This window comes from Nonomuraea zeae (assembly GCF_005889725.1).
In the GTDB taxonomy this organism is placed as follows: domain Bacteria; phylum Actinomycetota; class Actinomycetes; order Streptosporangiales; family Streptosporangiaceae; genus Nonomuraea; species Nonomuraea zeae.
On record NZ_VCKX01000113.1, the window covers coordinates 1 to 12,513 of the forward strand.

General features: G+C 69.8%; 14 protein-coding genes and 1 riboswitch. Of the genes, 10 read left to right on the forward strand and 4 right to left on the reverse strand.

Going from position 1 to position 12,513, the window contains the following annotated elements; translation table 11 throughout:
* Positions 1-477: 477 nt before the first annotated feature.
* The 9 genes from tilS (at position 478) to ETD85_RS31275 (ending at position 7,524) form a co-directional block, all read left to right on the forward strand.
* Positions 478-1,479 carry a tRNA lysidine(34) synthetase TilS gene (gene tilS / locus ETD85_RS31235; RefSeq protein ID WP_138693394.1) on the forward strand — a complete coding sequence of 334 codons (1,002 nt, stop codon included), beginning with the start codon at positions 478-480 and terminating at the stop codon, positions 1,477-1,479.
* Between the two features lie 10 nt (positions 1,480-1,489).
* Positions 1,490-2,041, forward strand: coding sequence for a hypoxanthine phosphoribosyltransferase (hpt, locus tag ETD85_RS31240; protein WP_170246927.1), 552 nt, complete (start codon positions 1,490-1,492; stop codon positions 2,039-2,041).
* Positions 2,042-2,279: 238 nt separating this feature from the next.
* Positions 2,280-4,274 carry an ATP-dependent zinc metalloprotease FtsH gene (ftsH, locus tag ETD85_RS31245; protein WP_138693395.1) on the forward strand — a complete coding sequence of 665 codons (1,995 nt, stop codon included), beginning with the start codon at positions 2,280-2,282 and terminating at the stop codon, positions 4,272-4,274.
* The gene (gene folE, locus ETD85_RS31250; RefSeq protein WP_138693396.1) at positions 4,271-4,849 is read left to right on the forward strand and encodes a GTP cyclohydrolase I FolE; all 579 of its coding nucleotides are present in this window, start codon (positions 4,271-4,273) and stop codon (positions 4,847-4,849) included. Before ftsH ends, folE begins: the two co-directional genes overlap by 4 nt.
* A 67-nt stretch (positions 4,850-4,916) precedes the next feature.
* Positions 4,917-5,774 carry a dihydropteroate synthase gene (gene folP, locus ETD85_RS31255; protein WP_138693397.1) on the forward strand — a complete coding sequence of 286 codons (858 nt, stop codon included), beginning with the start codon at positions 4,917-4,919 and terminating at the stop codon, positions 5,772-5,774.
* A complete protein-coding gene (locus ETD85_RS31260; RefSeq protein WP_138693398.1) occupies positions 5,771-6,217 on the forward strand; it encodes a nuclear transport factor 2 family protein in 447 nt (148 codons plus the stop codon). The genes folP and ETD85_RS31260 overlap by 4 nt, the downstream gene beginning before the upstream one ends.
* The gene (gene folB / locus ETD85_RS31265) at positions 6,207-6,572 is read left to right on the forward strand and encodes a dihydroneopterin aldolase (protein WP_138693399.1); all 366 of its coding nucleotides are present in this window, start codon (positions 6,207-6,209) and stop codon (positions 6,570-6,572) included. The genes ETD85_RS31260 and folB overlap by 11 nt, the downstream gene beginning before the upstream one ends.
* Complete coding sequence (gene folK / locus ETD85_RS31270) at positions 6,569-7,072, forward strand: 2-amino-4-hydroxy-6-hydroxymethyldihydropteridine diphosphokinase (RefSeq protein WP_138693400.1); 504 nt, start codon at positions 6,569-6,571, stop codon at positions 7,070-7,072. The genes folB and folK overlap by 4 nt, the downstream gene beginning before the upstream one ends.
* A complete protein-coding gene (locus ETD85_RS31275) occupies positions 7,069-7,524 on the forward strand; it encodes a DUF3180 domain-containing protein (protein ID WP_138693401.1) in 456 nt (151 codons plus the stop codon). The genes folK and ETD85_RS31275 overlap by 4 nt, the downstream gene beginning before the upstream one ends.
* Here the strand turns inward: ETD85_RS31275 and ETD85_RS63380 are convergent.
* Genes ETD85_RS63380 through ETD85_RS31285 form a run of 3 tightly spaced genes read right to left on the reverse strand, consistent with a single transcriptional unit; the run spans position 7,521 to position 9,962 of the window.
* On the reverse strand, positions 7,521-7,697 hold the full coding sequence (locus ETD85_RS63380) for a hypothetical protein (RefSeq protein ID WP_170246928.1): 177 nt from the start codon (positions 7,695-7,697) through the stop codon (positions 7,521-7,523). The two genes, ETD85_RS31275 and ETD85_RS63380, sit on opposite strands and share 4 nt — an antisense overlap.
* Entirely contained in the window at positions 7,690-8,820 is a 1,131-nt protein-coding gene (locus ETD85_RS31280) for an acyltransferase family protein (protein WP_138693402.1), read from the reverse strand. Before ETD85_RS31280 ends, ETD85_RS63380 begins: the two co-directional genes overlap by 8 nt.
* Positions 8,817-9,962 carry an NADH-quinone oxidoreductase subunit D gene (locus ETD85_RS31285; RefSeq protein ID WP_138693403.1) on the reverse strand — a complete coding sequence of 382 codons (1,146 nt, stop codon included), beginning with the start codon at positions 9,960-9,962 and terminating at the stop codon, positions 8,817-8,819. The genes ETD85_RS31280 and ETD85_RS31285 overlap by 4 nt, the downstream gene beginning before the upstream one ends.
* Positions 9,963-10,084: 122 nt before the next feature.
* Here ETD85_RS31285 and ETD85_RS31290 point away from each other — a divergent pair, with 122 nt between their 5' ends.
* A complete protein-coding gene (locus ETD85_RS31290; RefSeq protein ID WP_138693404.1) occupies positions 10,085-10,762 on the forward strand; it encodes a DoxX family protein in 678 nt (225 codons plus the stop codon).
* Positions 10,763-10,856: 94 nt separating this feature from the next.
* Here the strand turns inward: ETD85_RS31290 and ETD85_RS31295 are convergent, their stop codons facing one another.
* Complete coding sequence (locus ETD85_RS31295; protein ID WP_138693405.1) at positions 10,857-12,155, reverse strand: aminotransferase class V-fold PLP-dependent enzyme; 1,299 nt, start codon at positions 12,153-12,155, stop codon at positions 10,857-10,859.
* Between the two features lie 42 nt (positions 12,156-12,197).
* Positions 12,198-12,313, reverse strand: a riboswitch (SAM riboswitch).
* Between the last annotated feature and the right edge of the window lie 200 nt (positions 12,314-12,513).

Here is a 12,513-nt window from a genome sequence, read left to right on the forward strand (position 1 = left end):
GTCTCAACAGGAGTGTCGGATGTGTATAAGCGACACCCTTGACCTGGTCACCGTCCCGCCTCCCGGACTCGGCGACTCTCCGGTTCCCGCCCCGGAGACCGTCCCGTCTCCGGGCTTCTGGCCCGGCCCCAGCGCCGCTTCCCGGACCTGGCAGCGGTTTGCGGGATCCCGGCCGAGAGACCGTCCCGACCCCGGTACCGCCCCGCCGCGCGGCCTTCTGGCCTGGCGCCGGACTCGGCGACGGCCCGGGTCCCGACCCGGAGACCATTCCGTCTCCTGGGTTTCTGGCCCGGCGACGGCCCCTGAACGCGGCAAGGCCCCCATGCCGGGGCCCCGCCGGACGGGGGCGGGTCTGTGGCCCCGGTTCATCGCGGTGCCCGGGGCAGGCAGGCGGGCCTGGGGTGTCCAGACCGTGCCGCGTTCGGGCGGGCGCCCGGCGGTAGGCGGTGGCGTCGGGACGGGTGGCGACCCGCGACAATGGCACCCGTGGGCCCACATCCAGCCGTAGCCGACGTCCGCAGGGCGGTGCGTGAGGCGCTGGCCGACCTGCCCAAGGGCGCGCTGGCGCTGACCGCGTGCAGCGGCGGGGCCGACTCCCTGGCCCTGGCGGCCGCCCTGGCCTTCGCCGCCCCCAGGATGGGCCTGCGCGCGGGCCTGCTGACCGTGGACCACCAGCTCCAGCCGGGCTCGGCCGAGCGCGCCCGGACGGTCGCCGGCATCGCCCACCGGCTCGGCCTGGACCCCGTAGAGGTGCTCACCGTCACCGTGGGCACGGAGGGCGGCCCGGAGGCGGCGGCCAGGGAGGCGAGATACGCGGCGCTCACGGAGGCGGCAGACCGTCTCCAGGCCGCGACGGTCCTCCTCGGCCACACCAGGGACGACCAGGCGGAGACGGTCCTCCTGGGCCTGGCCAGAGGCAGCGGCCCCCGCTCGCTGTCCGGCATGGCCGCGGTGACCGGCCGCTACCGCAGACCTCTGCTGGCCCTCCCCAGAGTCACGACCGTGGCCGCCTGCCGGGCGCAGGACCTGGCCCCCTGGGACGACCCGCACAACGACGACCCCCGCTACACCCGCGTACGCGTGCGAAAGCGCATCCTCCCCCTCCTGGAGGACGAGCTCGGCCCGGGAGTGGCGGAGGCGCTCGCGCGGACGGCGAGGATGGCCCGCGAAGACTCCGACGCGCTCGATCAATGGGCGGAATCGGCGTTCCAGAATTGCGCTCTAAGCGATATTGATCGGCGGATAACGCTTGCCGTGCCGGAGTTGGAAAAGCTGCCCGACGCCGTCCGGCGGCGGGTTCTCCGGCGGGCGGCCATCGCCGCCGGAGCGCCGTCCGGAGCCCTGTCCGCCACCCACGTGCTGGCCGTGGACCGGCTGGTCACAAGGTGGCGCGGCCAGAAGTCGGTGGATCTGCCCGGGGGTCTGTCGGCCACCCGGCGGTATGGCACCCTGATACTCGCCATCAGTCCCATTGCGTAAGGAACCACAGGTGGACGCTGCCGACATGGGCCATGACCTGGAAAAGGTCCTCATCCCCGAGGACGAGCTCCAGGCCAAGATCAAAGAGCTTGCCGGGCGGATCGACGCCGACTACGCGGGCAAGGACGTGCTGCTCGTGGGCGTGCTGAAGGGCGCCGTGATGGTGATGGCCGACCTGGCCAGAGCCCTGCACGTGCCCGTGCAGATGGACTGGATGGCGGTGTCCTCCTACGGTGCGGGCACCAAGTCCTCCGGTGTCGTCCGCGTGCTGAAAGACCTCGACACGGACATCCTGAACCGTCACGTGCTGATCGTCGAGGACATCATCGACTCCGGCCTGACCCTGCACTGGCTGCTGGAAAACCTGAAATCGCGCAATCCGGCCTCGTTGGAGATCTGCGCGGCGCTGCGGAAACCCGACGCGGTGAAGGTGCCGATCGAAGTGAAATACGTCGGGTTCGACATTCCCAGCGAGTTCGTCATCGGTTATGGGCTCGACTACGCGGAGCGATACCGGAACCTGCCGTTCATCGGCACTCTGGCCCCACACGTCTATAAGTAGCAATTGCTGCCATGGCCGGGAACATCGCGCAACGTGACGTACGTTGATAGGGCAAGACCGGTGTAGCGGGCGGGTCCCTCTGTGCGCTGTGCCGGTGTACCTTCAGACTCCGGGAGGGTGACCTAGCGTCCCCTTCGGGTAGTCAGAAGTCGCGGTGTCGGATGCCGCGGCCCCGGGCCAGCCCGGGGTTCCAGGCCATGGTCAGGAAGGGACGGGCCCGCAAGGGGTTCCGCATCAGATGGATCTCAAGCGATTTACACGTGGGCCACTGCTGTGGATCCTGGGCATCGTCGTGCTGCTCCTGCTCGTCACCCAGCTTTGGAGCGGTGGCGGCAATTACAAGGCGGCCGACACGTCCCTGGTTCTCCAGCAGATTCGCGCCGGAAACGTCAGCAACGCCAAGATCGTCGACAAGGACAACCGGATCGAGGTCACCCTCGTCCGGGCGGTGCCGGCCAAGCCCGGCGACCAGCCGACGAAGCTGATCCAGGCCGACTGGGTCACCGGCTACGGCAGCAAGCTGACCGACGAGCTGCAGGCTCAGGTCGACGCGGGCAAGACCAAGAGCTTCACCACCGAGGTCCCCCAGGAGAACTTCCTGGTCAGCATCCTCGTGAGCTTCCTGCCGATCGTCATCATCGTGCTGCTCTTCCTGTTCATCATGAACCAGATGCAGGGCGGCGGCTCGCGTGTGATGAACTTCGGCAAGTCCAAGGCCAAGCTCATCACCAAAGACACCCCAAAGACCACGTTCGCCGACGTCGCGGGGGCCGACGAGGCCATCGAGGAGCTCCAGGAGATCAAGGAGTTCCTCCAGGCCCCGGCCAAGTTCCAGGCGATCGGCGCCAAGATCCCCAAGGGCGTGCTCCTGTACGGCCCGCCCGGCACCGGTAAGACGCTGCTGGCCCGCGCCGTCGCCGGCGAGGCCGGCGTGCCGTTCTACTCGATCTCCGGCTCCGACTTCGTCGAGATGTTCGTCGGTGTCGGCGCCTCGCGAGTCCGTGACCTGTTCGAGCAGGCCAAGGCCAACGCCCCGGCGATCATCTTCATCGACGAGATCGACGCCGTCGGCCGTCACCGCGGCGCCGGCCTGGGCGGCGGTCACGACGAGCGCGAGCAGACGCTCAACCAGCTGCTCGTCGAGATGGACGGCTTCGACGTCAAGGGCGGCGTGATCCTCATCGCCGCGACCAACCGGCCCGACATCCTCGACCCGGCGCTGCTGCGTCCCGGCCGGTTCGACCGGCAGGTCACCGTCGACCGCCCCGACCTCGAAGGCCGTAAGGGCATCCTCAAGGTCCACGGCCGCGGCAAGCCGTTCGCGCCCGACGTCGACCTCGACGTCATCGCGCGCCGCACCCCCGGGTTCACCGGCGCCGACCTGGCCAACGTGATCAACGAGGCGGCCCTGCTCACCGCGCGGGCCGACCAGAAGCTGATCACGATGGACACCCTCGAAGAGGCGATCGACCGCGTCATGGCAGGGCCCGAGCGCAAGACGCGGGTCATGTCCGACAAGGAAAAGAAGATGATCGCCTACCACGAGGGCGGTCACGCGCTGGTGGCGCACGCGCTGCCCAACTCCGACCCGGTGCACAAGATCACGATCCTGTCCCGCGGCCGCGCGCTCGGTTACACGATGACGCTGCCGATGGAGGACAAGTTCCTGGCCACCAGGTCGGAGATGATGGACCAGCTCGCGATGCTGCTCGGCGGCCGCGCGGCGGAGGAGCTCGTCTTCCACGAGCCCACCACCGGCGCCTCCAACGACATCGAGAAGGCCACGGCCGTCGCCCGCCGCATGGTGACCGAATACGGCATGAGCGAGCAGCTCGGCGCCCGCAAGTTCGGCACGGGGCAGGCGGAGGTCTTCCTCGGCCGCGAGATGGGCCACGAGCGCGACTACTCCGAGAAGATCGCTTCCAGCATCGACGAGGAAGTCCGCCGGATGATCGAGACGGCGCACGACCAGGCCTGGGACATCCTGGTCGAATACCGCGACGTGCTCGACAACCTGGTGCTCCAGCTCATGGAGAAGGAGACCCTCTCCCGCGACCAGGTCCTGCAGATCTTCGCTCCGGTGGTCGTCAAGGCGCACCGCCCCTCCTACGCGGGCTACGGCAAGCGGCTCCCCTCGGACCGCCCGCCGATCCTGACGCCCAAGGAGCAGTCGGCCAACGGCTCGCTGACCTCCGGTCACCAGGACGCCCTCCCCTCCGGGGACTCTGCGTGACTCAGTACGACGTCGACCTGGGGCGGATCGAGAAGGCCGTACGCGAGATCCTCTACGCCATCGGCGAGGATCCCGACCGCGACGGCCTGCTCGAGACGCCCTCCCGGGTCGCCCGCGCCATGGCCGAGCAGTATTCGGGGCTCGGCCAGAAGCCGGAAGACGTGCTCAACAAGGTCTTCGACGTCGATCACGACGAGATGGTGCTCGTGCGTGACATCGAGGTCTACTCGACCTGTGAGCACCACCTGGTCCCCTTCCACGGGGTGGCCCACGTGGGCTACATCCCCAACGAGCGCGGCCAGGTGACGGGGCTGTCGAAGCTGGCCCGCCTGGTGGACGTGTTCGCCCGCCGTCCGCAGGTGCAGGAGCGCATGACGTCCCAGATCGCCGACGCGCTCATGCGGGTGCTGGAGCCGCGCGGGGTCATCGTGGTGGTCGAGGCGGAGCATCTGTGCATGACGATGCGCGGCGTACGCAAGCCGGGCGCCAAGACCGTCACCTCCGCCGTCCGCGGTGATTTCCGCACCAGCGACAAGACCCGTTCCGAGGCGATGGCGCTGATCCTCGGCAGGTGAGGATCGTTATCCACGACTGGGGACCCCGCGATGTCGGCAGTGGTGGTACAACGCCTAGGCTTGGCCCATGACTAGCGTGCCCATCAACGTGCCAGAAGGTACGCAGCGGTGCCTCGTCATGGGCGTGGTCAATGTGACGCCGGATTCGTTCTCCGACGGCGGCCTGTGGTTCGACGAGGCGGCGGCCATCCAGCACGGCCTGCGGCTGGTCGAAGAGGGCGCCGACATCGTCGACGTGGGCGGTGAGTCCACCCGCCCGGGCGCGGCCAGGGTGTCGCTGGAGGAGGAGCTGGCCAGGGTCGTGCCCGTGATCAGGGCGCTCGACGCCGAGGGGGTGGCCGTCAGCGTCGACACGATGCGGGCCGAGGTCGCCAAGGCGGCGGTCGAGGCCGGCGCGCGCCTCGTCAACGACGTCAGCGGCGGTCTGGCCGACCCCGAGATGCCGCGGGTCGTCGCCGCGACGGGCGTCTCCTACGTCGTGATGCACTGGCGCGGCCACAGCCATGACATGTACAGCCGAGCCGTCTACGCCGACGTGGTCACCGAGGTGCGCGAGGAGCTGAGCAAGCGGGTCGATCTGGTGCTGGCCGAGGGGGTGTCGGAAGAGCAGGTCGTGCTCGATCCCGGCCTCGGCTTCGCCAAGAACGCCGAGCACAACTGGGCGCTGCTGGCCGGGCTCCCGCAGCTGGCCGAGCTCGGCTACCCGCTGCTGGTGGGGGCGTCGCGCAAGCGGTTCCTCGGCCGCCTGCTGGCCGATCCCGACGGAACACCCAGGCCGTTCAGCCGCAGCGACGACGCCACGCTGGCCGTGACCGCGCTGGCCGCGCACGCCGGCGCCTGGTGCGTGCGCGTGCACGAGGTAGGTCCCAATGCCGATGCCGTGCGCGTGGCGGCCGCATGGAAGAGAGCCGGAGCCAACACATGAGCGTCGACACTGCCGCGATCGAGACGGTGAACCAGGAGTTCTACACCGCCATCGAAAACGCGGATCTCGACAAGATGACCGAGATCTGGGCGGAGGACTCCGCCGACGAGCAGGTGAGCTGCGTACACCCGGGCTGGACGCTGCTGACGGGCCGGTCGGAGGTGCTGCGCTCCTGGGCGCTGATCATGGCCAACACGACCTACATCCAGTTCGTGCTGACCGACGTCAGCACGACGGTGCTGGGTGACGTGGCCGTGCTCACGTGCGTCGAGAACATCCTCACCGCCGGCGAGGAGGGCGAGTCCAGCTTCGCCGCGGGCAAGGTGGTGGCCAGCAACGTCTATCTCCGCACCGCGCAGGGCTGGCGGCTGTGGATGCACCACGGATCGCCGGTGCTCCAGGGAGACGACGACGAGGAGGAGGAAGGCGAGCTTGAGCGCTGATCGCATCGCTCTCAAGGGCCTGCGGGCCAGGGGGAGACATGGCGTGCTCGCTGCCGAGCGGGAGCTCGGGCAGGAGTTCGTGGTCGACGCGACGCTGTTCCTCGACACCGCGCCCGCGGCGGCCGGTGACGACCTCACCAAGACCGTCCATTACGGGGAGCTGGCCCAGGCGCTGACCGAGGTGGTCGAGGGCGAGCCGGTCGACCTGATCGAGACGCTCGCGCAGCGGCTGGCCGAGGTGTGTCTGGCCAGCGAGCTCGTGCACAAGGTAGAAGTGAGCGTGCACAAACCGGCGGCGCCGATCCCGCTGCCGTTCGACGACGTGGTCGTGACGATCGAGCGGAGGCGCGCATGAAAGTCGTGCTGGGGTTCGGCAGTAATCTGGGTCGCCGCTTCGAGACGTTGCAGGGCGCCCTGGACACCCTGTTCGACGCACCCGGGCTGGAGTTCGTCCGGGCCTCGCCGGTCTACGAGACCGACCCTGTCGGGGGTCCCGCGGGCCAGAAGCCCTATCTCAACGCGATCGTGATCGCCGAGACCACGCTGGAGCCGCACACGCTCCTGGAGCGCGCGCTGGGCGTCGAGAACGCCTTCGGGCGGGTCCGGAAGGAGCGCTGGGGGCCGCGTACGCTCGACATCGACCTGATCGTCGTCGGCGACGTCGTGTGCGACGACCCCGAGCTGACGCTGCCGCACCCGCGGGCCCACGAGCGCGCGTTCGTGCTGGCGCCCTGGTTCGACGCCGACCCCGAGGGCGTGGTGCCCGGGCACGGCTCGGTGTCCGTGCTGCTGGCGGGGCTCGACCGGCAGGGCGTCCGCCTGCGCGACGACCTGAAGCTGCAGAGGCCGGATTGAAGTCGACCCACCCAGGCCGCCTGGTCCTCATCGTCGTCATCGTGGCGCTGCTCACGTGGGCGGCGATCAGACCGTTCTACTCAGACCTGCCCCTGATGCCGTGGACCGCCATCCCGACGGTGCTGCTGCTGGCGATCGGCGAGGGCTACGCCGCCTGGGCGACCAAGGCCAGGATCGCCCGCAAGCCCGGCACGAAGCCGGTGGAGCCGCTGGCCGTCGCCCGGCTGGCGGCGCTGGCCAAGGCTTCGGCGTACGCGGGGGCGGCCTTCGGCGGGCTGTTCGCCGGGTTCGCCCTCTATACGGTGCAGAGCCTCGACCGGGAGACGCCCCGCTCGGAGTTCTTCGTCGCGACCGGGTCGTTCCTCTCCTGCGTCGCGCTGATCTGCGCCGCCCTCTACCTGGAGCACGCCTGCCGCATCCCGAAGGAGCCGGAGGACCAGCGGCGCGACTAGGAGAGGTCCTCGACGGAGGGGCGCGCGGCGGCGCGCAGCCTCTCCTGCCACATCTGGCGCTGCAGCAGGCGCAGCGAGCGGCGGATCACGTCGCTCGGTCGCTCGCCCTCCCGCATGGCGAGGCGGATGATCCGCTCGTCTTCGGCGTTGGGGGCGAAGTCGATGTCAGCCATGGTCAGAGCCTACGGAACCGCCAACTCCCTCGTCCTGCTTTTGGGCGACAGGAGCACGGCGGCGGCGGCCGAAGAGGTAGATGACCGGCAGGGTGCAGATCAGCGGCCCCACGATGGCGATGGGCCGCTCCAGCCACCATTTGAGGTCTGGCGGGATCTGGGTGCCCAGGTTGCCGAACAGCCACCACGACAGGCCCAGGGCGATGGCCATCCCGGTCGTGTGGAACAGGAACAGCGGCAGCGCGTACCGGTTGATGAAGTCGTTGACGCGGCGCCAGCGCGGCCGCTCCAGCACGCGTTCCATGGCCGGCCGCAGCACCTCCACCAGGCCGATCTGGAACAGCAGGAGGGCGACGATCACGAACGTGGGCGGCGCCATGTTCGACCACTTGTCGCCGGGCACGCCCACCATCGAGCCCGGGTAGATGCCCGAGTAGACCAGGCCGAACAGGGCGAACAGCCCTGTCCACAGCAGGCCCATGTCATAGCGTCTGGGCAGGATGACGATCCGGTCGTAGAAGAACCCGGCCTGGTGCGCCAGCCCCCAGATGAGGATCATGTTGAGCCAGCCCGCCCACTCGATCCCGTAGCGGAAGCGCACGACGTCCACCACCAGGGACGCGCCGCCGAGCCAGATCAGCGCCAGCACGTCGTAGCGGCGGTGCAGCCAGAGCGCGACGGGCAGCAGCGCGATCAGCACCAGGTAGACGCCGAGGAACCACAGGGGGCTGAGCACCAGCAGCACCACCCGCCACATCCAGTCGACCCGGAACACGGCCGTGACGACCGCTCCGATGGCGACCCAGACGCCGGACAGGAAGAGCGCGGGTAAGGCCAGCGCCCGGATGCGCCGCCAGACGAACGCGCCGATGCCCACGCCGCGCAGCTTGGCGCGGTTCCAGGACAGCAGGTGCACGTGGCCGCCGACGTAGAAGAACAGCGGCAGCACCTGGAGCAGCCAGGTGAGTATCCACAGCCCGGAGGTGAAGCCGAGCGGGCTGGTGGGCTCGGGGCCGTGCGGCTTCCACTGCAGGATCGTGAACGCCCAGTGCCAGACCACCACGACGATCAGGCTCAGGGCGCGGAGCCAGTCGACGTATTTGTCGCGTTCGGGGGAGCTCACTTGTCGATGTCACCCACGACGAAGAACATCGAGCCGAGAATGGCCACCATGTCGGCGACCAGGTGACCGGGCAGCATCTCGCGCAGCACCTGGATGTTGTTGTAGGAGGCCGAGCGCAGCTTCAGCCGCCACGGGGTCTTGTCGCCCTTGGAGACCAGGTAGTAGCCGTTGATGCCGAGCGGGTTCTCGGTCCACGCGTACGTGTGGCCCTCCGGCACCTTCAGCACCTTCGGCAGCCGCTGGTTGATCGGCCCCTGCGGCAGCGAGCGCAACCGCTCGACGCAGGCGTCGGCCAGGTCGAGCGAGACCTTGAGCTGGTCGAGCAGCACCTCGAACCGGCTGTGGCAGTCGCCCGCGCTCCGGGTGACGACCTTGACGGGCAGCTCGGGATAGGCGAGGTACGGCTCGTCGCGGCGCAGGTCGAAGTCGACGCCGGAGGCGCGGGCGATGGGGCCGCTGACGCCGTACTGCATGATCTGCTCGCGGGAGAGCACGCCGACGCCCTTGGTGCGGGCCACGAAGATCTCGTTGTGCAGGATGAGGTTCTCGATGTCGGGCACCCGGCGCCGGGTCTCGGCGACCGTCTCTGACACGCGGTCGAGCCAGCCGAGCGGCAGGTCCTCCTTGAGCCCGCCGACCCGGTTGAACATGTAGTGCATGCGCCCGCCGGAGATCTCCTCCATCACGGCCTGGATGCGCTCGCGCTCGTTGAAGGAGTAGAACAGCGGCGTGATCGCGCCCAGCTCCAGGGGATAGGAGCCGAGGAACATGAGGTGGTTGAGCACCCGGTTGAGCTCGGCCAGCAGCGTACGGGCCCACACGGCGCGCACCGGCGGCTCCATGCCGAGCAGGCGCTCGGCGGCGAGGACCACGCCCAGCTCGTTCGCGAACCCCGACAGCCAGTCGTGCCTGTTGGCCAGCATGATGATCTGGCGGTAGTCGCGGACCTCGAACAGCTTCTCGGCGCCTCTGTGCATGTAGCCGATGATCGGCTCCGCCGTGGCGATGCGCTCGCCGTCGAGCGTGAGCCGCAGTCGCAGGACCCCGTGCGTGGACGGGTGCTGCGGGCCGATGTTGAGGATCATGTCCTCGGTGGCCAGCTCTTTCGCGCCGGCGCCGATACCGACCACGCGTTCCGTCATACGGCCATGCTGCCACCCTCCCTGGTGATGATCCAGCGTGGGGGAGGTTCAAGAAATGGTATGGAAACGCATCCTTAAGTCGGACAAGGGGAGGAATATCGGGAACGGGGGGAGAAATCACCATGAAGAGAGTTGTGTTTGATATCGCGGCGCTGATCGCTCGGATCGTGACCGGCGTGATCTTCGTGACTCATGGCTGGCAGAAATGGCAGGGTGGCCTCGGCGCCACCTCGCAGGGGTTCAGGGAAATGGGGATCCCGATGCCCGAGCTGGCCGCCGGGTTCGCGACCGTCGTCGAGACCGTCGGCGGCATCTTCCTCATCCTGGGCTTGCTGGTGCGGGTCGCGGGGTTCCTGTTGCTGGTCAACATGCTCGGCGCGATCGCGTTCGTGCACGGGGGCAACGGGGTGCTGACCGCGAGCAACGGCTGGGAACTGCCCGGCGCGCTGGGCGCGCTCAGCTTGCTGTTCCTGGCCCTGGGCGGGGGACGGATCGGGCTGGACAGCATCTTCCGCGCGATATTCCGCAGGCGCTCCGAACGCCGTGCGGCCGAGGACGACCTCGCGCCCTACACCCCGCCGGGTCCCCGGGTCGAGCCTTCGAACGTGACCAAGATGCAGCCCGGGCACGCCGGCGGGCCCATGACGCCCGCGCAGCCCACCGAGCCGGCCGAGCCGCCCGAGGTGCCCAGGCAGCCGTCGGAGCCCAGGTCGAGCAGGCTCAACGACGAGGACATGCGGGAGATCGACGCCCTCGTCTCCGACGAGCCGCCACAGCACAACAAGCCGCCGAATCGCTGACCCGGCCACCCGCCGGGGCCGGGCGCGTACCTGAGGGGTCGATGGCGCGGCCGGCCGTCACGGCCCCTTGCCGGGGCCGGTGGTCGCGGGTGGCTCAGCCGCGGCGGGAGACCAGGTCCCGCAGGGCTTCGACCAGCCGGTCCACGTGCTCCTGCGTGGTCCCGATGCCGATCGAGGCCCGGATCGCGGAGGCGGTGTCGTCCTCGCAGCCGCCGTCGGCCGTGCCCAGCAGGTGCCGGACGAACGGGTGCGCGCAGAACTTCCCGTCCCTGACGCCGATGCCGTACTCGCTGGACAGCGCCTCGGCCACCTCGCGGGCCGAGTAGCCGGCCACGATGAACGACACGATGCCCACGCGCGGGTGATCATCCCCCCACAGCGACAGCTCGCGCACGCCCTCGACCGAGGCCAGCCCCGACCGCAGCCGCGAGATCAGCCGCTCCTCCTCCCGGACGAGCTCGCTCCAGCCGGTGGCGGTGAGCGCGTCGCAGGCGGCGGCCAGCGCGATGGCGCCCAGCACGTTCGGGGTGCCCGCCTCGTGCCGCGGCTCGGGGTCGTCGTGCCACTGAGTGCTCTCCTCGACCGACCGCACCGCGCCGCCGCCCTTGAGGTACGGCTCGCCCTCGGCCAGCCAGTCGCGGCGGCCCACCAGCACGCCGGCCCCGAACGGCGCGTACAGCTTGTGCCCGGAGAAGGCCACGTAGTCCAGGTCGAGCGCGGTCAGGTTGAGCTGCCGATGCGGTACGAGCTGCGCGGCGTCCACCAGGATGCGGGCCCCGTGCCGGTGCGCGATGTGGGCCAGGGCGGCGATGGGCCACAGCTCGCCGGTGACGTTCGAGGCGGCGGTGACGACCAGCAGCTTCGGCCCGTCGATCCCGGCCAGCGCCTCGTCGGCGGCGCGGACGGCCTCTCCGGGGAAGGCGGGCGGCGCCAGTCGCACGGAGGCGGGCCAGGGCAGGAGCGAGGCGTGGTGCTCGGTGTCGAAGACCACGGTGGTGGTGCCCTCGGGCAGGCAGCCGGCCAGGAGGTTCGTGGCGTCGGTGGTGTTGCGGGTGAAGATCACGGCGTCGTCGGGACGGGCTCCGACGAAGGCCCGGACGGTGTGGCGGGCCTGCTCGTACCTGGCGGTGGTGAGCTGGGAGGCGTAGCCCGCGCCGCGGTGGACGCTGGAGTAGGCCGGGAGCGCGGCGGCGACGGCGGCGCTGACCGGCTCCAGACAGGGGGCGCTGGCCGCGTAGTCGAGGTTGGCGTAGCCCACCAGCCGGCCGCCCTTGACCGGCACTTCGAGGTCGGCGCCCAGCACGGCGGGGATCGAGCGGCGGTTCGCGGCGGGCGCGTTCGCAACGGCCTGGGCGACGGCGGGCGCGGAGTTGAAGATCGTCAGCGTGGACATGGCAAATCCCCTCGGGTCATCGGACCCCTGGAGCAGCCACGGAGCCCGCGCTTGCCCGCCACACCTCGTGACGGACCAGGTCCTCACCCGGGGCACCCCGCCGCGGACGCGAGGGTTGCCGGCCAGCTAGCCGGGGCTTGTCGCTGACACTCATGACCTACGCCAGGACCATACCAAAAGAAACCGGCTCATCACACTGCCGCTCTTATGACCCCGGTCACTGCCGCCGCTGCGGAGGTGCGCCCCGCGGGCCTCCCGCCGACCGGCGTCCGGCCACGGATCGCGGACCGGCGAACTTATCCGGAGCCTGGCTCGTTGCTACCGGGAAACCGCCGCTCGACATGTCATGGAGGTGCGC